Origin of the sequence: Cupriavidus pauculus (assembly GCF_008693385.1) — a bacterium.
In the GTDB taxonomy this organism is placed as follows: Bacteria; Pseudomonadota; Gammaproteobacteria; order Burkholderiales; family Burkholderiaceae; genus Cupriavidus; species Cupriavidus pauculus_D.
Window position 1 is genome coordinate 1563201 of the sequence record NZ_CP044065.1, and the last position, 24351, is coordinate 1587551.

Below are 24351 nucleotides of genomic sequence, written 5' to 3' on the forward strand. Positions count from 1 at the left end.
GCTACGCCTCGGGCCGTCTGCGGATCCATTCGGCAAAGGCCTCGTCTTCGATGCGGTAATCGCCCATCGACAGGCGTGTGACGACGTTGTCCGCCATGAGTCGCCGTAGTGCATGCGCCGCCGTATTGCGCGTGGCCGGCTTGCCGAGCATGGCACCCAGCTTTTCCAGCGTCGCGGCCGAGTGGAGGTCGGGCTCGCCGCGCGCGATCAGGTACAGGATGGCCCGGTCCGCGGCCCGGATCTCCTGCCATTGCTGCAGCGAATGCTCGTCCGAGAACACGGACGCCTTGGTGTGGGCCAGCGCCGCGGCGTCGCCCTGCGTTTGATAGAGCATGTACCGCTCGATGAATCGCTTGAAGAACTCGGGCGTGCGGTGCAGGGCTTCGAACGCGCGGCGTCCCTGCTCCAGCGTGAGCTTGTTGCGCGCCATGCTGTTGAGCAGCCTGACGCTGTAGGCCACGAACTCGTCGCCGAGCAGCGGGAACGGCTCCAGCGGGGCCCAGTTGTAGAACGGCTCCGAGGCCCTTGCGAACATCGCGCGCAGCGTCGTCTCGGAACTCCCGGCGAAAATGACCTTGATGCGGTCCTTGCGGATATCGAGCGCGGCGCGCAGGGCGTGCGCGAAATCGCTGTGGTCGGCGCGTGCGAGGACCTGGGCTTCGTCGATGACCAGCAGCAGGGTTTTCTTTGCGCCGTCCAGCTGCTTCAATACCTCGTGCAGCGCGCTGGTCCTGTCGGTGCTGGCCTTGCCGAGCTCGGCTTCGAGCGTACCCTCGAGTCCGCCAGGTAACTTCGCGCCTGCCTTCAGTTTCCTGACCGGGCCGCGCAGCCGCGACAGGACTGCCGCCGCCCCTTTCGGCTCCAATGCCTCGCCGAGCGCGGCAACGAGCGCCACCTCGGGCGAGGTCCGGCGGTCCCACAGATTGGTGTAGGCCGTGAGATAGCCACGCGCCAGCGCGGCAGGTATCAGGTCTTGCCGCAGAAACTCGGTCTTGCCCATGCGGCGGCGCGCAAACAGGCCGCGCGCGGCGGAGAGCTTGAGTTCGAAGGCCTGCAGATAGGCATCGGCGAGGTCGGGCCGCGGAAAATGCCAGGGGTCCTCGGGCAACGTGTCACGGCTTCTCATGGCTTCTCACGGAAATTGATACTTCTCAAATGTTCTGAGAAGTCATGATACAACCGGCCGGCGACGCAGGTAAAGCCGCGCCTGCGTCACCGGGCTCGGCTATGCTGCGGGATCTTGCTGCCATCCCGCCGGCCATGCCCGCTCCGCCGCCCCTCGACCGTCTGCTGCACACCGTGGCCCGCCGCTACCGGCTGCCGGGCCTCTCCGCGCTGGCGGCCGCGGCGCGGACACCGGCCATGGAGATCGCGCTAGCGATCGAGCAGGCGCGCGTGGCGCTCGCTCGCACCGACGCGGGTGGGATGGACGCGCTCCATGCCGCGAAGGCGCGGTTCCTCGACGCGCTTGCCGGGCTCGTGCGCCAGGCATTGTGCGACGATGCGGGCGACCCGGTGTTTCGGGCGATGATGCTGCGGCATCGCAATCCGCGCGTCCGTGAGTATGCATCGCTCTCCACGCATGCGGAGCAGGACCGGCGCCAGTTACGGACCGCCGTCAACGCGGTGGCGCATCCGGGGCGGCGGCAACGCACGGCCGACGATAGCCTGCGCACGACACTCGCGCAGCTGCACGACGCCGCGGCCCATGGCGACTGGCACGCGATGGAGAAGACGGCGCGGCGGCTGCTTGCCGGGCATGACGGTTACCATGCGCCCGGCACAGCCGGGCCAGCCGCCGCAGATCGAGCAGCCGAGCCGGCCGCCGCAGATCGCGCAGCCGGGCCGGCCGCCTCAGACGGCGCAGACGGGACGGCCGCCTCAGACGGCGCAGACGGCGCGCTCGACGAGGCCGGCACGGTCGGCGAGGCCGGCACGGTCGGCGAGGCCGGCACGGTCGGCGAGGCCGGCACGGTCGGCGCGGTCGGCACGGTCGGCACGGTCGGCACGGTCGGCACGGTCAGCGCGGCCGGCAAGGCCGGCACGGTCGGCGCAGTCGGCGCAGTCGGCGCGGTCGGCGAGGCCGGCACGGTCGGCGCAGTCGGCCAGGTCGGCCAGGTCGGCGAGGTCGGCGAGGTCGGCGCGGTCGACGAGGCCGGCGCGATCGGCGAGGTCGGCGCGGTCGGCGAGGTCGGCGCGGTCGGCGAGGCCGGCACGGTCGGCGCGGTCGGCGCGGTCGGCGCGGTCGGCGCGGTCGGCGCGGTCGGCGAGGTCGGCGCGGTCGGCGCGGTCGGCGAGGTCGGCGAGGTCGGCGCGGTCGGCGAGGTCGGCGAGGTCGGCGAGGTCGGCGCGGTCGGCGCGGTCGGCGCGGTCGGCGCGGTCGGCGAGGTCGGCGAGGTCGGCGCGGTCGGCACGGTCGCCGAGGTCGGCGTTACCGGCGTTACCGGCGATGGCTCCATTGGCCCGGGCCTCCAGAAGCTGCTCGCCCACCCCGCCCTCGCCCGATTGCAGCGGCTCGATGCGCTAACGTCGGACCCCTCCGTGAAAGCCTATCGCGCCCTCTGGTCACGGCATGGTCCCAGCGCCGGCAGCCCCATGGCCACATCGGCCGGCGTCGCATCGCGCGAGCGGGGCGCCGCGGCGGAGGCTGCCGCCGCGCGCGCGCTCGATGCCATTGCCCGGCGGCTCGATGCCGGTATGTCCTACCGCGTCGTCACCTCGATGCGCGTCCCCGCGACGATTCCCGCCAGCCACGAGCGCGCCAAGAGCGAATGGGACGTCGTGCTGCTGCGGCAGCGACCCCGCGCGGACGCACAGGACCCGCCCGTCTGGGACATCTGCCTGCTGCTCGAGGTCAAGGCCTCCGTGGAGGCCGCCACGTCAGACTTCCCGCGGCTGCTGCGCGGACTCCGCCTGCTCGGCCACGCCGATGCCACGCAGACCTACGCATTCCACACGCACGAAGGCACGGTGCGGCTGCACGGTGAGTCCCTGCACGCCCTCGGCGACATCGAGCGAAGCCATGACCCAGACCTCGCGAACACGGTGCTCTACTGCTGCGACACCCAAACCGAACCCGCTACCCGCGTACTCGGCGCGGCCAGCCGCATGCAGTTGCTATCGGCCCAGGCCAGCCTCGACTACGCAGGCGCCATCACCGATGGCAAGAACCCGGCGGTGTCCATGCTGGAACCGGTCTGGGAGCAGCTGCTGACCTCACCGCGATGGTCGGCCGTGCTCCATCAATACCCGCTGCTGCGCCAGATCCGCGGACTGATGGTACATACGGCCGATCTGCTCGCCGCCGCCGGGTAGCCCTGGCCCTAGCTCGGCACGTGCACGGTATCCCGCGCCCGGTACGCGCTGGTCTGCCGGGACGTGGAGACTTCCTGCGTGACCACCGCGTCGATCCAGTAGTTGAGGCCCAGCTCGGTACGTTCGCCATTGACCTCGTTGACGTACAGGAAGCGCGGCCCCCAGCTATCGGGCGCGACCGCCACGGCATCGAGCTCGGCGCGCAACGCGGCGCGTCGCTCGTCGCGCTGCGCGGGCGGCAGCGCTTCCGCGTAGGAAAACGCGGCCAGCAACTGGTCCATGCGCGCACGCGCGGCCGGCTGAATCACGACGCGCTCGGCAAGCAGGAGCCTGCCGTTGTCCACCCCGCCGCGCACACGTGCCAGGTAGTCGTCGAGGCGCGCCTCGGCGCTGCTGGTGGCACCCGGCTGGTCATCCGCCTCGGCGCGCGTCCACTGCAGCCACTCGTCGCGGCGGCTATCCACGTACTGCACGAAGTCGTCATAGTCGGCGAACTCATGGTCGTACACGGTCGTCGGCGCGACCTTGCCGTTGTCCATCGAGAACCGCAGCGTGCCGCCGCGCGACACCGGCAGCATCACGGCCGAGGCGCTCAGCAGGTTGATCGGCGTGAACACCGCGCTGCCATACGTGGTGCCGGAGGCGGGCGGTGCCACGCTCACCCCGCCGCTTACCGACGTATTGGTATTGCTGTTGCTGTTCATGACGAGCGTGCCCAGCCCACCGTCCTGATCCTTGGCCCTGCGTCGCGAGAACGCGGTGACCGTCTGCGTGATCGCGCCGCTGATACCGCCGCGCGTGGTGTCCTTTGCCCTGGGGTCGCGAAAGCGCGCGGCGCCGGTCGCGCCCAGCGACATGCCGACATTGACGGTACTGCCCGCCACGCGCCCGATGGACAGGTCCGGCGCGGTGGCATGCGTGGCGGCCAGGTTGTCGAGCAGCGTCGCCGCGTCCGCGGGACGCTCGATCGTCGCATGCGCGCCCGGATTGGCGGCCTCCGTGACGCCGTACATGGAATCGAACGCACCCAGCAGCGTCGTGCGCCAGGACTCGAGATCGCCTGGGGTGAAGCGCGTGCGGATGGCCGCGCCCTCGGAACTCGTATAGTCCGCGACCACCGGCAGCAACGTGCCCGCCACCGAACCGCCGAACCACTTCGTCGGCGTCCACGAGGCCACGCCGGACAGCCCCGCCCAGCCCGTGACCCCACGCTGCGTGGTCACCTCGAGCGCGCCGGCCAGTGCATTCGAACCGGCATAGACCTCCGCGCCAAAGCGGCCCGCCAGCCTGAGCGCGGGCCCGGCGGCCAACACCGGCACGCCGGGGCGCGCGAGAATGTTGACGTTGGCGTTGACCCCGACTTCCCGGCGCTCGCTCGCGCGCACGCCGTAGGTCATGCGCGACAGCGCCAGCGTGCGCCGCACGGCCATCAGGTAGTCGTCGGACGTTGCGCCATGTTCGGGAAAAATGTCGCCGCGGTTGTTCATGTGGTCCACATGCGCGAGGCCCGCGTCCATCTCCATGCGCGCCGGGTCTCCCTCGGGGGGCCGCACGTTGTCGGCCCACGCCCGCAGTTTGACGGACGTCATGACAAAGCCTTCGTTCACCCAGCCCATCGTCTGCCGCGCGCAGCATGCCGACAACTGGCGCGCGTCCAGATGCAGGACCTCCATGACGCGCGCCATGACCGGCGAGTCCGCCGTCAGCGGAATGGGCGTGCGATCCTGCCAGCCGTTCTCGCCGATCTGCGTGACCCACTGATCGAGGATCGCCGAGCGGAGCGCGGCGTTGAAGTGCGCGTCCGAGACGCGCGGGCCGCCCCTGCCGCCAGCGAGCGTGCCATCGATGGCGGTAGCGACGCGTCGCACCGCGGTCGCCACATCCGCGAAGTCGGCCTCGGGCTCGCGCATCAGCTGGCCACCGGTGCCGTTCTGCAGCGCATGCAGCGGGTTCTTGTCCTTGCCCAGGAGCGCGCGGGCGGGGTTCGGCACCGCCCCCTCCGCCGCGCGGTCGGCGTAGGTCAGCATCTTGAACAGACGCTCGCCAATCTCGTCGATCGCTTCCTGGTCATAGATCCGATTGCGTCCCGCGAGGTACGGCAGTGCGAGGTCCGGATGTCGTGCATGCAGGTCCAGGCCCGGGTTCTCGCGCAGCATGACGGCGGCCAGCAGCGCGCGCGCCGCGTTGCCCTCCCGCGCCAGCGGACTCCCGGTCAGTTCGGGCACGAGTTCCGTCCGGTCCGTGTTGCTGAGCAGCGAGGCGCCCTCGTGCGTCTCCGACTGACGCTCGAAGTCGGAACGCAGATCGCCCTCCAGATGCTCGCCACACCCCGCATTCGTCAGCAGATTGCACACATGCGCGAGCTCGCGCAGCGAATTCGGCCGCGACACGCCGGGCGGCCACGCGGCCAGCAGTCGCTCCGCGGCCTGATGCGCGGTCATTTCGGCCTGCTCCTGAATCGCGTGCTCGCGCGCGGACAGTTCGCCCGCCCCGCCCGTCCCCGAGAGCGCGCGCAGGATATCGAGGCCCGCCCCCGTCGTGCTGAGATGGCAGGCCGCGGCAAACGCGTCGGCGCGCGCGCCTTCGTCGGTGGTGCTCGCCTCGCCGTGGCGCAGGACGTTCAGCGCCCTGAGCGCGCGCGGGGCATCGCGATCGCAGACGGCGGCGAGCGCCATGCCCGCGATGCGGCCCGTATCGCCGGGACAGCATGCGCCGAGCGCGCGCTGCAGTTGCTCACGCGGGGTGGCGGACGACGATGCGACCTGCGAGGGTTGCGGGGGTTGGGTGGCTTGCGCATCCGGAAAGAACGCGTGCAGATCGAACAGCGCGGTGACATCGTGCTCCGCTGCCGGCCTCTGGCCCTCGGTCAGCAAACCGTTCGCCGCCTTCAGCGTGCCGCGCCGGAACGGGCCGGTGAGCACGGGCGCGGTGGCATTTTCGTCGGCGAAAGGGTCGGCACTCGCCGCGCGCGCCTGGGCCGTGGTCGCCTTGAGCGACGTGCGCGCGTGCACGCTGGCCGTGTTGACCGGCCCCATCCGCGGCTGCAGGCACCGCAGCACCGCCGACGGTTCCTTGCGCGTCGGTAATGGCGGCCGCGTTCCCGGCGTGATATCCGGCGCGTCGGGCTGGTTGCCCACCAGATGCAATTGAACGTGTCCTGGGTTATCCGTTGCGCTCCTGACCATCGCGTGCTCCGCAAATTTCCGGCAACTCATCACGGGCCAGCGTTCCAATGCCGCTAGCCTTGAGTGCTACCGGCAATGGTAGGGAGCGCAGTCTCCGCGCGACGGCGCAATGCGAAACGATACCGCCCGCGCCGAAGGCGCCCTCATGACGCCTCGATCAATGCCGCGGGCAAGGCGTCGCAATACTGGCTGCACACCTCGCGCGCCACTGCCGCCGCCGCGTGCACGGCCACGCGCGCATCGTCGCGCCGATAGAGTGCGATCACGATCGGTGGCGGCGACGGCAGCATCGGCAGCTCGACGAGCTCGCCGGTATCCAGGTACTCCGCGACGAGCAGGCTCGGCACCGCGGCCACACCGTAGCCATCGCGCAGCAGATGGATCATCGCGGCCACCGACGGCATGCAGGTGACGCGCGTTTGCGAGAGCGGCACGCCGTGCTCGCTGGCGAGGCCGCTGACCATCGCATCGACGGCGAGTTGGGGCAGCGTACCGCGGCCGAACGTCAGCACGGGATGCCGCAGCATCGCCCGCACGCGATCGTCCATCTGGTCCGTGCCGTCCGCCTCGGCGAGCATGTCGCGCCGCGCGATCCAGCGCACCGGGTAGCGCGCGAGCGGCTGCGCGACGATGGAGGGATCGATCGCGCTCTCCACCTGCGCCACCAGGTCGAGCTCGCCCGCGAGCAGGCGCGGGCCGAGCACGGCGGTGGCGTCGACGGTCAGGTCCACGACGAGCTCCGGATAGTCGGTTTCCAGCGCGCGCACGAAGTTCGGCAGCCAGCTATGCACCACGGTCTCGACGACGCCGAGCCGCAGCCGCCCCGAGATCTGCTGGCCCCGTTGCGCGGCCAGCTGCAGCGTACGCGCGGCGTGCACGACCTCTCGCGCATGATTGAGCAGCCGCTCGCCATCGTCGCTGAGCCGGAACTGGCTGCTGCCGCGATCGACGAGCGAGACGCCGAGTTCGGCTTCGAGCGCCTTGATGCGCGAGGAAATGGCGGCGGGCGTGGCATGCAGTTCGCGCGCGGTGGCGCGAATGCTTCCCGAGCGCGCCAGCGAGAGCAGCGTTTCGAGAAAGCGGGTGTTCATGGGTTCATGGGAAGCGGGGGGGATCAGAACTGAGCGCTGAACGGAGCGCCGCAACTCGCTGGGAGTATGCGGGATTTTCCCGTGGCGGGCACCTGTCCGGCCGGCAAACGAAGAAATACGAAGACGCCGCGCCATGAACGAAGCGCGGGCGCGCGCCAGAGGCCCCGCGCCATTACGCTGGCAGAGCGTCCAAGGCATCGTGCGGCGGACGCCGTGGCGCCCATTGCCCATTTGGGCGTCCCCGGACAGCGAGGCTCGTACATGCCCCCCAATACCTTTCGCGTCAGACCGTACACGCTCGCGGACGCCGCCGCCGATCAGGTCGCGAGCCAGGTCCCGAGAATCGTCCAGCCACTGGTACGGGGGCTCGCCAAGCACTACGCTAAGCGTGTGTATGCCGACGCCGGCCTGTCCGCATTTACCGCGGTGCAGGTGCAGGTGCCGCAGCCGGTCCGGCGCCCGCACGGCCCGCCGCCGCAGGCCCACGGCGCGGGCTTCAATCCGTATGCGCAGGGCATGTCGGGCTTCCAGCGGTACGAGGAGCCGCCGCCCCCTTATCGGCCCGATGCGGCGCCCCACGAACAGTACGACCCGCCGCCGCCGTACTCGCCCCCACACGCGCCCCCACACGCGCCCCCACACGCGCCCCCCCACGCGCCGTCCTACGCGCCGCCCGATCATCCGCCACCGGGCTTCGCGCACCCATCCCGGCCCCAGTCCACGTTCCAGCGGCCCGCCCCGCCGCCGGCCGACATCCCGTGGCATCTGCAGCCCCCGCCGTATGACGACCCCATCGGCATGGAGCTGCACGCGCGGCTCAACCAGATCGCCGCCAGCATGCAGGCGGCGAGCCACGAGCCCGAAGCGCACCCCGCTGGCCCCGCCCACGCGCTGGACCCGCGCGAGCAGCGCGCCATCGATCACGCCATCGCGCTCAGCATGCAGGACGCCACGCCGGGCCTGCGCGGCATCGACCCCGCCCGGGTCCACGAAGAACAGCGCTCGGTCGCGTACGCGCTCAAGGGCCTGCGCGACATCCCTTCGCTCGAGACCGAGATCACGCCATGGCAAGACCTCGATCCGGACATCCGCACCGCGGTCTATGACGATAACGAGACGGCGTACCTCGAGGAGCTGTCGGCCGGCGCAACGCGCACCGATCGCATCGCCAATGTGCTGGCCGCCCACGACATGACGCTGATACCGAATGGCGGAAAGACCCAGCCGATGCCGCGCGACGGCGCGCCGCCGGCGGACGAGAAATGGGCAACGAACAATTGCCTGCTGATCTCGCTGATGCAGCATGCCACGGGCGACTACGACAGCGACCACGCCCCGCTCGTCAACCAGTTCCGCGAGATCATCGAGCAGGATCCGTCGCTGGGCATCAAGTCCGGCGACAAGCTGCCCGCGCATGGCGATACCGCGAAGGCCATCGTCTCGCTGATCAACAACAGCCTCGGGCTCGAACGGCCGCTGCGCATGATCACGGTCTCCGACGCCGCCGGCGCCATTCATATCGAGACCACGGGGCCCGATCACACGCATCGGCGCGACGTGATCGTCGTCGATATGGGCGGCCATTTCGAGGCGGCTGCGCCGGTGTCCGTGATCGCGGCGCGGCGCGAGCAGGACGAGGCGGCGCGCCGCCAGTCCCCCGACACGCCCGCGCAAAGCGACGTAACGCCCGCCCCGTCGGCGCCGCCCCCCGGCGCGGAAGGCATGCATTCGATCGCCCACGTACAGCTCCAGAGCACGCTGATCCAGCAGGCCCAGCAACTCGCCAACACGACCATGCAGGGTTCGAAGGCCATTGCCGATCTGACAAAAGTTTGACCGTCCCGCTCGACGTTCGGTCTATGATCGCGATCTGACCTCATCGATGCCGATCGCGATCTCCGATGCATATCCGCTGGCTGGAAGACTTTATTTGCCTCGCGCAGGCCGGCAGCCTCGCGCGCGCGGCAGAGTTGCGCAATGTGACGCCACCCGCGTTCGGCCGGCGCATCCAGGCGCTCGAAATGTGGGCCGGCGCGCCGCTGATCGACCGCAGCGCGTATCCCGTGCGGCTGACCGCGGAGGGCCGGCAGTTCCTCGAGGCCGCCGAATCCGCGCTGCGCACGCTCGACGAGACCCGTCTGGCCCTGCGCGCCGCGCACCGCGCGGACGCCACCACGCTGACCATCGCCACGGGCAAGACGCTTGCGCGGTCGATGGTGCCGGCATGGCTCGCCGGCCTGCGCAATGCCCTGCGCGACGATCCCGTGGGCGACGGCTTCCGTACGCGCCTTTCCACCCATGCCACGCACGACGCGCTCGAACGCTTTACCGAAGGGCATGCGGATTTCCTGCTGTGCTACAGCCCGCACGACCTGCCCGTGATGCTCGACGACGCGAGCTATATGTTCCACGCGGTGGGCGTGGAACGGCTGGTCTGCGTGGCGGCCGCCGATGCCAATGGGCGCGCGGCATTCCAGATCCGCGGCGGAAAAACCAGGACGGCAACGGTGCCGTTCATCGCCTATGCGGAAACGCTGACCATGGGCCGCATGGTCAATCAGGAGATTGCACGCCGCAAACTCGCGACCCAGCTGGAAACGGTGGCCATCAGCGATTTCGCCGAATCGGTGCACGAGATGGTGCGCCAGCACATGGGCCTCGCGTGGCTGCCGGCCCGGCTGATCGCCGACGACCTCCACGCGGGACGCCTCGTGCGCGCCGACAGCCACGGGGGCAACTCGGCCGATCTCGCCCTCGATATCCGTCTTTACCGCCCGCGCGCGGCCATGCGCCCGCTGGCCGAGACCTTCTGGCGCGCCGCCATCGCGGCATGAGGGTCCCGGGCATCGCCATGCACCATTCCGTCTCATTGCCGAAACGGCAAGTGCCGTTGCCAAAGCCGCACGCCAAAAGCCGCGATGCTCACTACCATCGCCGTGCATCGACCACGACATCCCTGCCGGAGAAATCATGAAGACCCTGCTACGCAAGGCCCTGCACGCCTCCCTCTTCGCGACGCTGAGCGGCGCCGCGCTCGCCGCCAGCGCGGCCGGCGCCTATCCCACCAAGCCCATCACGCTCGTGGTCGGCTACACCGCCGGCGGCAGCGTCGACCTCGTGGCGCGCTCCATTGCACCCGAGCTCGGCAAGCGCCTCGGCCAGAGCGTGGTGATCGAAAACCTCGGTGGTGCCGGCGGCACCATCGGCGCACAGAAGGTGGTCAAGGCGGAAGCCGACGGTTACACCCTGCTGCTCGGCTCCGGCAGCGAAGTCTCCATCGCGCGGCTGACCAACCCCGCCGTGCGGTACGACGGCGAGAAGGACCTGGCGCCCATCACATTCGTCGGCACGCAGCCGATGGTGCTCGTCGGCAAGCTGCAACTGCCCGCCAAGGATGCGACGGAGCTGATTTCGCTGGCGCAGAAGCAGCCCGGTCAACTGTCGTACGCCTCGTCGGGCATCGGCACACCGCTGAATCTGGCCGGCGAACTGATCAAGCAGCAAGGCGGCGTGAATATCACGCACGTTCCTTACAAGGGCGCCTCGGCGATGTCGACGGACCTGCTCGGCGGCCAGATCGACCTTGCGGTGATGGTGCTGTCGTCCGCGCTGCCGCATATCCAGGCCGGCCGCGTGCGCGCCTATGGGCTGACCGAAGCCAAACGCTCGGCGGTGGCCCCGAACGTGCCGGCACTGGCCGAGACACCCGCGCTCAAGGGCGTGGACATGGGCGTATGGTTCGGCCTGATGGCGCCGGCCAGCACGCCGAAGCCCGTGATCGATCGCCTCAACACCGATATGCAGGCCGTGCTCGCGATGCCCGACGTCCGCCGCAAGCTCGCGGAAGCCGGCGTCGAGGTCAAGCCCGGCTCGCCGACGGAATTCGCCGGGTTCGTCCGACGCGAGACGGGCCGCTATCGCACGATCGTGCAGGCGGCCAATATCCGCGAATAACAGACAGGATTCCCATGACGCAACAACAACCCTTCGATGCCTACCCCGTAGAGGTCGAATTCCCCGACATCCGGCCCTACGCGACGGGCAACACCGGCGTGCCCTACGTACACACGTTCGACAGCGGCACGCCCGGCCCCCACGTGATGGTCAACGCGCTGACGCACGGCAACGAGGTCTGCGGCGCCATTACCGTGGCGGGTCTGCTCGCGCATGGCCTGCGTCCGCGCCGCGGGCGCCTGACCCTCTCGTTCGCGAACGTCGATGCCTATGCGCGCTTCGACGCCGCGCGCCCCGATGCGTCGCGCTACGTCGATCAGGATTTCAACCGCGTCTGGACCGCGGCCGTGCTCGACGACACCTCGCGCGACTCCTCCGAACTGCGCCGCGCGCGCGCCATGCGCCCCGTGATCGATACCGTCGATCTGCTGCTGGACCTGCATTCGATGCACGAAAAAAGCCGGCCGCTGATCGTCTCCGGCCCGCTCGACAAGGGCATCGCCCTGGCCCGCGCGGTCGGCGCGCCGGCCGACATCATCGTCGATGAAGGCCACCCGGAAGGCCGCCGCATGCGCGACTACGCTGACTTCGGCGACCCCGCCAGCCCGCGCAACGCGATACTCGTCGAATGCGGCCAGCACTGGGAAACGCGCGCCGTGGACGTGGCGCGCGACAGCACCGCGCGCTTCCTGCTGCAGTCCGGCATCGTCGAGGCGGCGGACCTGCCCGACGGCTGGCTGCGCCCGGATCCGGCCGCCCAGCGCGTGATCCGCGTGACGGAGCCCGTGGTCGCATCGACCATGGATTTCCGTTTTGCCGGCCCGTACACCGGTCTCGAGACGTTTGCCGAAGCCGGCGCCGTCATCGCCTGGCGCGACGGCCAGCCCGTGGTCACGCCCTATGACCACTGCGTGCTGGTCATGCCTTCGCTGCGGCAACTGCGGCCCGGCGTCACCGTGGTCCGGCTGGGGCGGCTCGACCGCTGACCGCCATCCCCCTCTTTGCCTCCCTTGCTTAAGTTGCACCGCACAACAAATAATGGAGCGTGCCCCACGGGCATTCCCAAGGGAGGATCGCATGGTCCAGCAAGGAGATGTGCAGAAAGGACAGGTTGAAAGCGTAGACGCTGCCGAAGCCGCCGATGCCGCCGATGCCGCCAACAACGCGCGGGCGCCACTGGCGGTGGATCTGGCCCTGCAGGGCGGCGGCGCGCACGGCGCCTTCACCTGGGGCGTGCTGGACCGCCTGCTCGAAGTACCGTGGCTGCGCATCGACGGCATCTCGGGCACATCGGCGGGCGCCATGAACGCGGCCGTGCTCGTCCACGGCCATGCGCGCGGCGGCGCCGAAGGCGCGCGCCAGGCGCTCGACGACTTCTGGCACCGCGTGGCCGACGCCGCGCGCTTCAGTCCCTTCCGGCGCAGCCCGCTCGATGTGATCCTCGGCCGCTGGACGCTCGACAACTCGCCGCTGTTCGTCGCGGCCGACCTCGCCGCGCGCATCTGGTCGCCCTACGACCTCAACAAGGCCGGCAGCAATCCGCTGGCCGAAATCCTGCGCGATACGATCGATTTCGACACGCTCGCGAACGCACCCGTTCGCCTGTTCGTCACGGCCACCAATGTCGAAACCGGGCGCGGACGCATATTTCGCAATGCGGAGATCACGGCCAGCGTGCTGCTCGCCTCGGCCTGCCTGCCCACGGTCTTTCAGGCCGTGGAGATCGACGGCGTTCCGTACTGGGATGGCGGTTACGCGGGCAATCCGACCATCACGCCCCTCGTGCGCGAATGCCAGTCGCGCGACACCATTCTCGTCCAGATCAATCCGGTGGCACGCCCCGGCGTGCCGCGCAGCGCGCGCGATATCCTGAGCCGCGTCAACGAGATCTCGTTCAATGCCACGCTGCTCAAGGAGCTGCGCATGATCGCGGTGTTGCGCCGCGTGGCCAGCGCCGGCGACTGCGAAGGCGCGCAATGGGCCGGCATGCGCATCCATCGCATCGCGAGCGACCGCATGGCCGAGTTCGGCTCGTCATCGAAGATGAATGCCGAATGGTCGTTCCTGTGCATGCTGCGCGATGAAGGTCGGCAGGCCGCGGACGGCTTCCTTGCCGCGCATGCCGATGCGCTCGGCCGGCGTTCCACGTTCGACCTCGACGAACTGCTCGAGGAGGTCTGACCGATGGGCCTGCTCGGCATCGTCATTGCCCTCGCGGCAATGATCTGGCTGGCGTTCCGTGGCTGGAGCATTTTGCTGATCGCGCCGGCCGCCGCACTGCTGGCGGCCGCCACGGCGGGCGCCCCGTTGCTCGCGCACTGGACGCAGACGTTCATGGGCACGGCGGCCGGCTTCGTCGCGCAGTTCTTTCCGCTGTTCCTGCTCGGCGCGCTGTTCGGCAAGCTCATGGACGACAGCGGCTCCGTCACCGCGATCGCGGACTGGATGACGCGCACGCTCGGCCCGCGCCGCGCGATGCTGGCCGTGGTGCTGGCCGGCGCGCTGCTCACGTATGGCGGCGTGAGCCTGTTCGTCGCCTTCTTCGTGCTCGCGCCCATGGCGCATGCGCTGTTCCGCGCGGCCGATATCCCGCCGCGGCTGATGCCGCCCGCGATCGTGCTGGGCACATCCACGTTCACGATGTCGGCGCTGCCCGGCACCCCGGCCATCCAGAATGCGATCCCGATGCCGTTCTTCGGCACCACGCCGTTCGCGGCGCCCGGCCTCGGCATCGCGGCCAGCGCGATCATGCTCGCGTTCGGTCTCTGGTGGCTCGGCCACGCCGAACGCAAGGCACGCCGCGCGGGAGACGGCTACGGCCCCGACATGCCGGCCATCCCCGACGAGGTGGCCGAGCGCCCGCTGATCCGCGAACGCGCGAGCACCGCGCACGAGTTCGACCCGGCCGAAGCCCTGCACGGCCTGCGCAGCGCGCAGGGCCCCGGCGCGGCGGTCGCGCTGCTGCCGCTGGCCGTCGTGATCGGTGTCAACCTCCTGATGACGCTGGTCGTGCTGCCCCGCTGGCCCGCCGACTACCTGCAGCTGCCGCAGTGGGGCGAGACGAGCCTGCAGGCACTGGGCGGCGTATGGTCGGTCATCGTGGCGCTGGTCGCGGCCATCGTCTGCCTGGTGCTGCTGAACCTGCGGCGGCTGCCCGCGCTGCGCGACACGATGGGAGCCGGCGTGCACGCGGCCGCGCTGCCCGTGCTCAGCGTGGCGAGCCTCGTCGGCTTTGGCGCCGTGGTGGCGGCGCTGCCGGGCTTTGCCGTGGTGCGCGACTGGGTGCTCGGCATCGGGGGCGGGCCTCTCGTCTCGCTGGCCGTGGCCACCAACGTGCTGTCGGCCCTGACGGGTTCCGCGTCCGGTGGCCTGACCATCGCGCTCGAGGCGCTGGGCGGGACCTACCTCGCGCGGGCGGCGGAGATCGGCCTCGATCCGGCCGTCCTGCACCGCGTGGCGGTGATGAGCGCGGGCACGCTCGACACGCTGCCGCATAACGGCGCGGTGGTCACGCTGCTCGCGGTCTGCGGCGCCACGCATCGCCAGAGTTATGGCGGCATCGTCATGGTCGGCATCGTCGGCCCGCTGCTTGCCCTGGCCGCGGTGATCGTGCTCGGAGGATGGCTGGGGTCGTTCTAGGGTCAGGTGCCCGGGATAGTCCAGCCAAGCCCGCGCACATTGCGTACGAGCGTGCTGCCGAACTTGCGGCGAATGCCGTAGATGATCGCATCCACCGCATTGCTTTCGACTTCCTCGCCCCAGCCATAGAGCCGTTCTTCCAGCTGCGCGCGCGAGAGAATCGCGCCGGGACGCTCGAGCAGCGCCAGCACCAGCGCATACTCGCGCGCGCTCAGCGCTTCGGCACGCCCATCGTAGTTGAGCTGCCGCAGGTTGAGGTCGAGCGTGGCCTTGCCGTGCACGAGCGTGGACGATGCGGAGCCCGACTTCCGGCGAATGACGGCGCGAATGCGCGCAAGAAGTTCGCGCGCCTCGAACGGCTTGATCACGTAGTCGTCGGCACCGAAGTCGAGGCCATCGATCCGCGTGTCCACATCGTCGCGCGCGGTGATGATGAGCAACGGCGTTTCATCGTGCTTCGTGCGCAGCCATTTGAGAATCTCGAGGCCGTCGATATCGGGCAGGCCGAGGTCGAGCAGGATCGCCGAATAGGACCCGTCATCGATCGCCGAGCGCGCGAGGTCGCCCGTGCGTGCCCAATCGACGCTGCATTGCGCGTCCTTGAGCGCGCGCACCAGGCTCTGGCCGATCTGCGGATCGTCCTCGATCAACAGGATTCTCATATCGCCTGCCCTCGCTCTTGCCCTTGCGCCTGGCCTTGCAACGGCAGCACGATGCGCGCCACAAGCCCATGCCCGCCGTCGGCCCGGCCCGAAAGCGTCACGCTGCCGCCCAGGTTATCGACCACGGTCTGGACGATCGCCAGTCCCAGTCCGCTGCCCTCCTCGTCCGTGGCGCCGCCGCGATAGAAGCGGTCGAACACGCGCGCGCGTTCGGATTCGGGAATGCCGGGTCCGTCGTCCGCCACCTCGATCTCGGCGTGACCGTCGAGGCGACGCACGCTCACATCCACGCGGCACCCCGCGCCGCCGTAGCGAATGGCGTTGTCGATCAGGTTCTTCACGAGCATGCGCAAGTCGGTTTCCTGCGCGCGCACCACCGCGTCGTCCATCTGCTCCGCGCCAAGGTCCACGCCGCGATCGAGCGCAAGGGGCAACAGGTCGGTCACCACGTCCGTCACCACCTGCGTCAGCGGCACCTCGGCCGGGGAGGCGCGCGCGCCGATCTCCGCGCGGGCCAGGCCGAGCAGCTGCGTGACCAGCGTCGACGTGCGGCGGATGCCGCGCTGCAGTTCCTCGATGCGGTCTTCCATCGCCTCCGGCGGCGCATGCCGCAGATTGTCGACCTGCAGCTGCAATGCGGTGATGGGCGAGCGCAGTTCGTGCGCGGCGTCGGCAATGAACGTGCGCTCCGCGTCGATCAGGGACGACAGGCGCTGCATCATGCGGTTGATCGAATCGAGGAACGGCCGCAGTTCCTCGGGCGCGGCCTGCGTTTCCACGGGCTGCAGATGATTGAGATCGACCTTGGCCACTCGCTCGCCGATCTCGCCGAGCGGCCGCAGCGACATGCGCACGCTTGCCCGCACCACCCAGACGAGCAGCGGCAACAGCAGCACCACGGGAATCGCGGCCCACATCGCCACACGCGCGGCATTGTCGTTGCGCACCGCGCGCTGCTCGGCCATCTGGACCCAGGCCGTGCCGGCCTGCATCGCGAAGACATCCCACATGCGCCCGTTGGCGCCGCGCGCCTCCGAAAAGCCCGGCGGCACGCGCGGCACCAGCACGGTCGGATCGCTCGTATGGCCCGGCAATGCGCCATCGCCGGGGCGCCAGGTCTGGATCACGATATGCGGCGTCGGATGGCCGGCCGGCGCGGGCACGGGCATGGCGGCCGGCGACGGCTGCATCGTCGAACCCGCATGCGCGAGGTCCGCGTTGAACTGGCTGGCAAGCTGACGCACGACGACCCACGCGCCGAACGCCCCGAGCAATCCGATCACCAGCGCGAGGCTCCCGAGGGAGAGGCTCAGGCGGCGATGCAGGGAACGGACGGCGGTCTGGCTTGGCATGCGGGCTCCGGCGGGGCTGAGCGGCTCGCGCGTTTCGGCGCACGTTTCGGCGCGCGTTTCTGCGCTCGTTTCGGCGCGCGTTTCGGCTCTTGATTCGGCTCTCATTTTCGGCTCATTTTCGCCTGCCACACTGTATTCAGCCATAGGTTTCGCCGCTGGCGCCGGGCCTCCCCGGCCGGCAGCTTCACCCCCAGTGGCACGGGCAGTTCCCCGCTGCCCTTTTTTTATCTGGTGGGCGCGAGGGTGTCCCCGAGCTCGCCGAGGATCGTGGGAATCAGTTCCGACACAGTGGGATGAATCGCCATGGTCCGCGCCAGCAGCGTGTACGGCTTGTCCGCGGCCATCATCGACAGGATCGAATGCACGGCCTCGTCGCCGCCGACGCCAAGGATCGCCGCGCCGAGAATGCGATCGGTGTCGGCATCGACGACCACACGCATGGACCCCTGGCTCTCGCCCTTTTCCACCGTGCGCATCACGCGCGTCATCTGCCGCTTGCCGACGCGCACGCGATGCCCGGCCTGCCGGGCCTGCGCCTCCGTCATGCCCACGCGGCCCAGCGGCGGGTCGATGAACAGGCCATACACGGGGATGCGATCGGCCACCGAGCGATGCTCGCCGTCCAGCAGATTGGCCGCGACGATCTCGAAGTCGTTGTAGGCCGTATGGGTGAATGCCCCCCGGCCATTGCAGTCGCCGAGCGCCCAGATGCCGTCCACGCTGGTGCGCAACCCGTCATCGACCACGATATAGCCATGCGTGTCGGTCCTGACGCCGGCCTTGTCCAGGCCCAGGTCGTCCGTATTGGGCTGGCGCCCGACCGCCACGAGCACATGGCTGCCGACCACCGCGGGCTCGCCGGACTCGCAGTCGACGCCGACCTCCACCCCTTCGGCATGCGCGCTGACCGTGATGCAGTTCGCATCGGTCCGGATCCGGATGCCTTCGGCCTCCAGAATGCCGCGTATCTGCGCCGACACCTCCTCGTCCTCGCGCGCGACAAGCCGCGCGCCGCGCTCGACCACCGTCACCTCGGCGCCGAAGCGCCGGAATACGTGCGCGAACTCGAGCCCGATATAGCTGCCGCCAATCACCACGAGGTGCTTCGGCACGGTCTCCAGCGCGAGGGCCTCCACATTGGTCAGATGCGGGACCGCGGGCAGGCCCTTGATCGCGTCGGGCACGAGCGCGCGTCCGCCGACGTTGATAAAGATCTTGTCGGCGGTCAGCAACCGGTCGCCGACGCGCACGGTCCGGGGGTCCTCGAAGCGCGCGTGGCCGCGAATCAGCTTCGCGCGCGGCATGCCCTCGATCCAGCGCGTAACCCCATTGCGGCTCTTGAGGACGATGCCCTGCGTGCGCGCATGCACGGCCGCCATGTCCACGCGCACCGTGCCGTCCAGCATCACGCCGTACTCGGCCGCCCGCGCGGCCATGCGCGCCGCGTAGGCGCTGGCGACCATCGCCTTGGTCGGCGTGCAGCCCACGTTGACGCACGTCCCGCCCACGTCGCCGCGCTCGATCACGGCAACCGCCATCCCGGCGGCCGAAAGCCGGTTGGCCAGCGCGGGCGCCGCCTGACCGGTACCGATGAGGATGGCGTCGAAACGTTCTGGTGCGGTCATCACAGCTCCCTTTGGCTCGTTCGCTGCGAAAGATTATAGGTAGCGCCGGCAACTTTCATCGCCCCGCATGTGCGTCGTTCTCCCTTTTGCACGGTTCCCGGGGCGCCGGCCTCCTCATCTGCACGATTTTTCAACCACTGCTAGTATCCACAGACTTTCATTGTGAAACTATCGAGTTCATGACAACCCTGTTCGACCCCATCCAGATCGGCGACCTGCAACTGTCCAACCGTATCGTCATGGCACCGCTGACGCGCCTGCGCGCGGCCAGTCCCGTCCACGTGCCCAACGCGCTGATGGCCGAGTACTACACGCAGCGCGCCTCGGCCGGCCTCATCGTGTCCGAAGGCGTACCCGTCATGCCCGACGGCGTGGGCTACCCGAACGTGCCGGGCCTGTGGTCGCAGGAGCAGGTTGCAGGATGGCAGATCGTGACGCGCGCCGTGCACGAAGCCGGCGGCCGTATCGTCGCCCAGCTGTGGCACGTGGGCCGCATCACCCACCCCGATCTGCTCGACGGCCGCCAGCCCGTGGGCCCGAGCGCCATCGCGGCCAAGGGCAATGTGAGCCTGCTGCGCCCGCAGCGCGAGTACGTGGTACCGCGGGAGATGTCGGTGGAAGACATCAAGGAAGTCGTGGCCGGCTTTGCGCGCGGCGCGGCCAATGCCAAGGCGGCCGGCTTCGATGGCGTGACCATCCATGCCGCCAATGGCTATCTGCTCGACCAGTTCCTGCAGGATGGCTCCAACCAGCGTACCGATGCCTATGGCGGCGCGATCGAGAATCGCGCGCGGCTGTTGCTGGAGGTGGCGGACGCCGTCACGGCGGTGTGGGGCCCGGGCCGCGTCGGCGTGCACCTTGCCCCGCGATCGCCGAGCCATTCGATGGCCGATTCGAACCCGTCCGAAACGTTCGGCTATGTCGCGCGCGAGCTCGGCAAGCGCAAGGTCGGCTTCCTGTTCGTGCGCGAGACGCGGGGCGACGGCGCGCTGCTGGCCCAGCTGAAGCGTGAGTTCGGCGGTGCCGTCATCGCCAACGACGGATTCGACCTGGACGCGGCGCAGGCCGTGCTGGCCGAAGGTACCGCCGATGCGGTGTCGTTCGGGCGCGCGTTTATTGCCAACCCGGACCTCGTCGAACGGCTGCGCCAGCGCGCGCCGCTCAACGAGGTGAACGCGGCCACGATCTACGACCTCGAGCACGCGAGCGGCACCGGCTATACCGACTACCCGCTGCTCGCGGCCTCGTAAGCCGCTTCCCGGAAGCGCCGCCCTGTCAGTCCTGCTGGCCGGCGCGGCGCGCGGAGACCTTGCCTAGCGCGGCGAGGTCGAGATTGCCCTCGCCGTGCGCGAGGTTGTCCAGCAGGTTGTCGCGCAGCACGCTGGCAAACGGCATGGGCACCTCGCCGGTGCCCGCCGCTTCCAGCGCGAGCCGCACGTCCTTGTAGCCGAGCGAGAGCTTGAAGCCAGGCGGATCGAACTGCCCGTTCGCCATCGCCATGCCATAGCCGCGGTACGCGGGCACCGCGAACACGGTGGACGTGACCATGTCGAGAAAATCGACATTCGAGACGTCCTGGCTGCGGGCGAGCGCCGCGGCCTCGCCCATCGATTCGATCGCGCTGGCAAGCATGAAGTTGGTCGCCAGCTTCACGATCGTGCCCTGTTCGGGCCGCGCGCCAAAGCGCCATGTCTTCTGGCCGAGCACGTCGAACAGCGGCTGCAGTCGGTCGAGCAGCGCGTCTTCCCCACCCGCCAGGATATTGAGCTTGCCGTCGCGCGCCACGTTGACGCGCCCCAGCACCGGTGCCGCCACGTAGCCGACCCCACGCGCGGCGTGAAAATCGGCCATCTCCCGCGTGAACGCCACCGAGACCGTGGCCATGTTGGCGTGGATCGCTCCCGGTGCCAGCGCGCCGAGCACGGCGTCGTCGATCACCGCGCGCGTGGCATTATCGTCGGCCAGCATCGTGATCAGCACCTCGGCGCCGCGCGCCGCGTCCGCGGCGCTGGCCGCCGCATGGCCACCGGCCGCCGCCAGCGCGGCAACGGGGTCCGGCGAACGGTTCCAGCCCCGCACGCGGTGTCCCGTCTTGACGAGGTTCGCGGCCATGGCCGCACCCATGGTGCCGAGGCCGATAAATGCGACTTCCATGATGATCAGACCTTGTGGATGGGAATCACCGTGCGGCCGCCGTTTTCGCGCAGCAGCGCACGCAGTTCACGGATGACCGGGAAGACCTCGTGGTTCCAGTCGGCGCCCTGCTTGTCGTGCGCGAGCTGTTCGAGTTCGACGATATCGCGGTCTTCCTGGAAGATACGTTCGGTAAACCAGACAAGCAGCGGCCACGCCAGATCCATCACGAACGGTACCTTTGGCCGGCGGATCGACAGCACGCCGAACGTGCGATTGGTCCGCTGCGCGGCGTCCAGCGGCACGTAGGCGATCCACAGGTCCATCACGAGCGTGCCGCTCGCGGTGCGAATCTGCAGCGTCTGATAGGGATAGCCCGTGCGGACGGTCATCACGTCCTTGCCGCCCGTACCGCTCTCGTTCTTCTTGCCGCCACCGAAGACCAGCGACTCGCCGAGCGGCTGCTTGCCGGCCTCCCGGTAGAACGTGTAGTCGACCTCGACGAACCCCTCGCCGCGGCGGCGCCCCAGCGAGCGCGCGCGCATGTTGCCCATCTGCCGGCGATGCAGGAACTGATGGTTCATGTCCATCAGGTTCTCGTGCATGAACGAGTAGTGGCACTTGACCTCGCGGCCGAAGCGGCGCGTCTTGTACTCGCGGTTCGTCACCGAAGCCAGCTCGGGGACCGGCCGGCTGTCGGCCAGCGCCGGATCGCCCGTGAACACGAAGATCAGGCCGGCCTGCTCGCGGCACGGATAGGCGCGGACGCCGTTGGGCAGGCGCTCCTTGCCGAGGTAAGGCACGTCGATGCACTTGCCGCTGCAATCGTAGCTCCAGCCGTGGTAGCAGCAGCGCAGCGTCTCGCCGTCCACGACGCCCGCGTGCAGCGGCACCTGGCGGTGCGCGCAGCGGTCCTCGAGCGCGAACAGCTTGCCCGTCTCGGTACGCACCAGCACGATCGGATCGCCGGCGAAATGGACGCCGTGCGCGCGCCCCTTGCGGACTTCGCGCGACCAGGCGAGCGGATACCAGTAATCGGGATGAATCGGCACGCGGCGCAGATCGCGCTCGGACGGTTCTACCGGTGTCTCGACCGATTTGTCGAGGGGTGTATCGTTCGTACGGCTGTCTAGCAAAGACTCTGCATACATGCGGGACGTCTCCTTGCGTCGCTAAAAGACTCGGCCGTGTTTTGCGGCGATGATTGTTCGAAGGTATTGTTGCCCGGACTGCGGACCGCCAGCACTGGAGTCTACGCGAACGGAATGCCAATCGGGGAAAACGGATGTGCAAATGCAGCAAGGTCCGCGCCAGCGGCTGCCCCAAAAAAGCGCGGGGGTGCCGGGAACACGAGTATCCTTGCGGAATGTTCGCATCCGCGCCCCATCATGTCCCGCTCCGCCCCGCCCCTTGACCGGCGCGCGTCCGCCGTCGGCGCCGGCGAGGCCGCGACCGTGACCGCGACGCCCGTGCAACCGGCCGGCGACGAGCGCTTCCGCACGCTTGTGGAAACGATCACCGACTACGCGATCTTCACGCTCGACGCCACGGGCCACGTCACGAGCTGGAACGCCGGCGCCGCGCGCATCAAGGGCTATGCGGCGCACGAGATCATCGGCAGCCATTTCTCGCGGTTCTACACCGAGGAGGCCAAGGCCCGCGACTGGCCCGGCGCGGAGTTGCTGGCCGCCGCCGAACACGGCCGTTTCGAGGATGAAGGCTGGCGCGTGCGCAAGGACGGCACCCAGTTCTGGGCCAACGTCATCATCACCGCGCTGCGCGACCCGTCCGGCCGGCTGACCGGCTTCGGCAAGGTCACGCGCGACATGACCGAGCGGCGCAACGCCGCCGAGGCGCTGCGCCGGAGCGAAGAGACATTCCGCATGCTGGTCGAGAGCGTCAAGGACTACGCGATCTTCATGCTCGACCCACAGGGCTACATCATGAGCTGGAACTCGGGTGCGTCCTATATCAAGGGTTACCGGCGCGACGAGATCATCGGCGAGCATTTCTCGCGCTTCTATCCGGCAGACGATGTGCGCATGGGCAAGCCGGACCTCGAACTCGAGATCGCGCGGCACGAGGGGCGCGTCGAGGACGAAGGCTGGCGCGTGCGCAAGGACGGCACGCTGTTCTGGGCCGACGTCACGATTACCGCAATCTACGACGAAAGCGAGGCGCTGCGCGGTTTTGCCAAGGTCACGCGCGACATGAGCGAGCGCAAGCGGCTCGAGGAACTCGAACGTTCGGGCCGGCGCATGAACGAGTTCCTGGCCACGCTCTCGCACGAACTGCGCAATCCGCTCGCGCCGGTACGCAACGCGCTGACCGTCATGCGGCTGCGCCCGGGCGACCTTGCCGCGACCGAAAAAGGCCTGGGCCTGATCGACCGGCAGGTCACGCATCTGACGCGGCTCGTGGACGATCTGCTCGACGTCGGCCGTATCGCGTCCGGGAAGATCGAACTGCGGCGGGAGCCCATCGATGCGTGCGACGTCGTGGTGCTCGGCATCGAGGCCGCACAACCCGCGCTCGATGCCAAGGGGCAGACCGTCAGCATCAACGCCGACGCGGGCGCGCTCCCGCTGTTCGTCGACAAGACCCGGCTGGTCCAGGTCATCCAGAACCTGCTGCTCAATGCGGCCAAATTTTCTCCACCCGGTTCGCCGGTTGCCATATCGATTCACGCCCAGGGACGCACGCTCGTGATCCAGATCATTGACCAGGGCCGCGGCATTTCGCGCGACGCGCTCGACGACATCTTCAACCTATTCGTGCAGGAGGACCGGCCCGGGAGCAATGCGCAGGGCGGCCTCGGCATCGGCCTTTCGCTCTGCCGTTCGCTCATCGAGATGCACGGCGGCTCGATAACAGCCATGAGCGAAGGGGCGGGGCTTGGCAGCACCTTCACCATCCGGCTGCCAATGGCGAGCTCGGCCGCGGCGTCCGATCGCGCCGATGACGACCGGACGGCCGGCACGCGTCCGCTCCGCGTGGTGCTCGTCGATGACAACCGCGACGCGGCCGACAGCATGGCGATGCTGCTCGAAATGTCCGGGCACGAAGTGGCCGTGGCTTACGACGGCATGGAAGCCGTGCACGCGGCCGCGCGCGTTCGCCCCGACGTGGCGCTGATCGACCTTGCCATGCCCGGCATGGACGGTTTCGCCGTGATCCATGCACTGCGCGGAATGCCGGCGCTGTCCGGCACGCGCTATGTGGCGCTGACCGGATTCGGCCAGGCTTCCGACCGGCAGCAGACGCAGGATGCGGGCTTTCATGCGCACCTCGTCAAGCCTGTCGACCTCGACAAGCTGCTGGCGACGCTCGCCGATTTCGGTCCGGCCGCCCAGTAACTTTTACATCGGCCATGCATCGTCTGCCGGTACGTTTTG

The 24351-nt window shown here is 69.2% G+C and carries 17 protein-coding genes; 9 read left to right on the top strand and 8 right to left on the bottom strand.

Features of this window, described 5'->3' with window-relative positions:
• Position 1: 1 nt before the first annotated feature.
• Entirely contained in the window at positions 2 to 1126 is a 1125-nt protein-coding gene (locus tag FOB72_RS07145) for a hypothetical protein (RefSeq protein ID WP_150371890.1), read from the bottom strand.
• A gap of 44 nt (positions 1127 to 1170) precedes the next feature.
• On the opposite strand from FOB72_RS07145, the gene FOB72_RS32935 reads away from it, so the two are divergent.
• The gene (locus tag FOB72_RS32935; protein ID WP_411859812.1) at positions 1171 to 3315 is read left to right on the top strand and encodes a hypothetical protein; all 2145 of its coding nucleotides are present in this window, start codon (positions 1171 to 1173) and stop codon (positions 3313 to 3315) included.
• 8 nt (positions 3316 to 3323) lie between these two features.
• Here FOB72_RS32935 and FOB72_RS07160 read toward each other — a convergent pair whose 3' ends face one another.
• Together FOB72_RS07160 and FOB72_RS07165 are read right to left on the bottom strand one after the other, a co-directional pair.
• A complete protein-coding gene (locus FOB72_RS07160) occupies positions 3324 to 6461 on the bottom strand; it encodes a hypothetical protein (RefSeq protein WP_150371891.1) in 3138 nt (1045 codons plus the stop codon).
• 182 nt (positions 6462 to 6643) lie between these two features.
• Positions 6644 to 7591 (bottom strand): LysR family transcriptional regulator, encoded by a 948-nt coding sequence (locus FOB72_RS07165; RefSeq protein ID WP_150371892.1) that lies wholly within the window; start codon positions 7589 to 7591, stop codon positions 6644 to 6646.
• A gap of 261 nt (positions 7592 to 7852) precedes the next feature.
• On the opposite strand from FOB72_RS07165, the gene FOB72_RS07170 reads away from it, so the two are divergent.
• From FOB72_RS07170 to FOB72_RS07195, 6 genes are all read left to right on the top strand, one after another.
• Positions 7853 to 9427, top strand: a complete 1575-nt coding sequence (locus FOB72_RS07170; RefSeq protein ID WP_150371893.1) for a hypothetical protein — start codon at positions 7853 to 7855, stop codon at positions 9425 to 9427.
• Between the two features lie 65 nt (positions 9428 to 9492).
• Positions 9493 to 10425 carry a LysR family transcriptional regulator gene (locus FOB72_RS07175; protein WP_150371894.1) on the top strand — a complete coding sequence of 311 codons (933 nt, stop codon included), beginning with the start codon at positions 9493 to 9495 and terminating at the stop codon, positions 10423 to 10425.
• A gap of 136 nt (positions 10426 to 10561) precedes the next feature.
• A complete protein-coding gene (locus FOB72_RS07180) occupies positions 10562 to 11545 on the top strand; it encodes a Bug family tripartite tricarboxylate transporter substrate binding protein (protein ID WP_150371895.1) in 984 nt (327 codons plus the stop codon).
• 14 nt (positions 11546 to 11559) lie between these two features.
• Entirely contained in the window at positions 11560 to 12531 is a 972-nt protein-coding gene (locus tag FOB72_RS07185) for a M14 family metallopeptidase (RefSeq protein ID WP_150371896.1), read from the top strand.
• Positions 12532 to 12739: 208 nt separating this feature from the next.
• Positions 12740 to 13726 (top strand): patatin-like phospholipase family protein, encoded by a 987-nt coding sequence (locus FOB72_RS07190; RefSeq protein ID WP_223851488.1) that lies wholly within the window; start codon positions 12740 to 12742, stop codon positions 13724 to 13726.
• A gap of 3 nt (positions 13727 to 13729) precedes the next feature.
• Positions 13730 to 15184 (top strand): GntP family permease, encoded by a 1455-nt coding sequence (locus FOB72_RS07195; protein ID WP_150371898.1) that lies wholly within the window; start codon positions 13730 to 13732, stop codon positions 15182 to 15184.
• A gap of 2 nt (positions 15185 to 15186) precedes the next feature.
• Here FOB72_RS07195 and FOB72_RS07200 read toward each other — a convergent pair whose 3' ends face one another.
• The 3 genes from FOB72_RS07200 to FOB72_RS07210 form a co-directional block, all read right to left on the bottom strand.
• On the bottom strand, positions 15187 to 15846 hold the full coding sequence (locus FOB72_RS07200; RefSeq protein ID WP_150371899.1) for a response regulator transcription factor: 660 nt from the start codon (positions 15844 to 15846) through the stop codon (positions 15187 to 15189).
• Positions 15843 to 17198, bottom strand: a complete 1356-nt coding sequence (locus FOB72_RS07205) for a sensor histidine kinase (protein WP_150371900.1) — start codon at positions 17196 to 17198, stop codon at positions 15843 to 15845. Before FOB72_RS07205 ends, FOB72_RS07200 begins: the two co-directional genes overlap by 4 nt.
• Positions 17199 to 17422: 224 nt before the next feature.
• Positions 17423 to 18823 carry an FAD-containing oxidoreductase gene (locus FOB72_RS07210; protein ID WP_150371901.1) on the bottom strand — a complete coding sequence of 467 codons (1401 nt, stop codon included), beginning with the start codon at positions 18821 to 18823 and terminating at the stop codon, positions 17423 to 17425.
• 179 nt (positions 18824 to 19002) lie between these two features.
• Between FOB72_RS07210 and FOB72_RS07215 the strand changes: the two genes are divergently transcribed.
• The gene (locus tag FOB72_RS07215) at positions 19003 to 20073 is read left to right on the top strand and encodes an alkene reductase (RefSeq protein WP_150371902.1); all 1071 of its coding nucleotides are present in this window, start codon (positions 19003 to 19005) and stop codon (positions 20071 to 20073) included.
• A 25-nt stretch (positions 20074 to 20098) separates the two neighbouring features.
• Here the strand turns inward: FOB72_RS07215 and FOB72_RS07220 are convergent, their stop codons facing one another.
• Positions 20099 to 20977 carry an NAD(P)-dependent oxidoreductase gene (locus FOB72_RS07220; protein ID WP_150371903.1) on the bottom strand — a complete coding sequence of 293 codons (879 nt, stop codon included), beginning with the start codon at positions 20975 to 20977 and terminating at the stop codon, positions 20099 to 20101.
• A gap of 5 nt (positions 20978 to 20982) precedes the next feature.
• Positions 20983 to 22107: an aromatic ring-hydroxylating oxygenase subunit alpha gene (locus tag FOB72_RS07225; protein WP_150371904.1), complete on the bottom strand. Its 1125-nt coding sequence runs from the start codon at positions 22105 to 22107 to the stop codon at positions 20983 to 20985.
• Positions 22108 to 22344: 237 nt separating this feature from the next.
• Between FOB72_RS07225 and FOB72_RS07230 the strand changes: the two genes are divergently transcribed.
• Positions 22345 to 24312, top strand: a complete 1968-nt coding sequence (locus FOB72_RS07230) for a PAS domain S-box protein (protein ID WP_150371905.1) — start codon at positions 22345 to 22347, stop codon at positions 24310 to 24312.
• Positions 24313 to 24351 lie beyond the last annotated feature (39 nt).

Bases quoted from the DNA above. Each gene is read 5' to 3' on its own strand.
- FOB72_RS07145 (WP_150371890.1), bottom strand. From the start codon at position 1,126: ATGAGAAGCCGTGACACGTTGCCCGAGGACCCCTGGCATTTTCCGCGG.
- FOB72_RS32935 (WP_411859812.1), top strand. From the start codon at position 1,171: ATGATACAACCGGCCGGCGACGCAGGTAAAGCCGCGCCTGCGTCACCG.
- FOB72_RS07165 (WP_150371892.1), bottom strand. From the start codon at position 7,591: ATGAACACCCGCTTTCTCGAAACGCTGCTCTCGCTGGCGCGCTCGGGA.
- FOB72_RS07170 (WP_150371893.1), top strand. From the start codon at position 7,853: ATGCCCCCCAATACCTTTCGCGTCAGACCGTACACGCTCGCGGACGCC.
- FOB72_RS07175 (WP_150371894.1), top strand. From the start codon at position 9,493: ATGCATATCCGCTGGCTGGAAGACTTTATTTGCCTCGCGCAGGCCGGC.
- FOB72_RS07180 (WP_150371895.1), top strand. From the start codon at position 10,562: ATGAAGACCCTGCTACGCAAGGCCCTGCACGCCTCCCTCTTCGCGACG.
- FOB72_RS07185 (WP_150371896.1), top strand. From the start codon at position 11,560: ATGACGCAACAACAACCCTTCGATGCCTACCCCGTAGAGGTCGAATTC.
- FOB72_RS07195 (WP_150371898.1), top strand. From the start codon at position 13,730: ATGGGCCTGCTCGGCATCGTCATTGCCCTCGCGGCAATGATCTGGCTG.
- FOB72_RS07200 (WP_150371899.1), bottom strand. From the start codon at position 15,846: ATGAGAATCCTGTTGATCGAGGACGATCCGCAGATCGGCCAGAGCCTG.
- FOB72_RS07205 (WP_150371900.1), bottom strand. From the start codon at position 17,198: ATGCCAAGCCAGACCGCCGTCCGTTCCCTGCATCGCCGCCTGAGCCTC.
- FOB72_RS07210 (WP_150371901.1), bottom strand. From the start codon at position 18,823: ATGACCGCACCAGAACGTTTCGACGCCATCCTCATCGGTACCGGTCAG.
- FOB72_RS07215 (WP_150371902.1), top strand. From the start codon at position 19,003: ATGACAACCCTGTTCGACCCCATCCAGATCGGCGACCTGCAACTGTCC.
- FOB72_RS07220 (WP_150371903.1), bottom strand. From the start codon at position 20,977: ATGGAAGTCGCATTTATCGGCCTCGGCACCATGGGTGCGGCCATGGCC.
- FOB72_RS07225 (WP_150371904.1), bottom strand. From the start codon at position 22,107: ATGTATGCAGAGTCTTTGCTAGACAGCCGTACGAACGATACACCCCTC.
- FOB72_RS07230 (WP_150371905.1), top strand. From the start codon at position 22,345: ATGTCCCGCTCCGCCCCGCCCCTTGACCGGCGCGCGTCCGCCGTCGGC.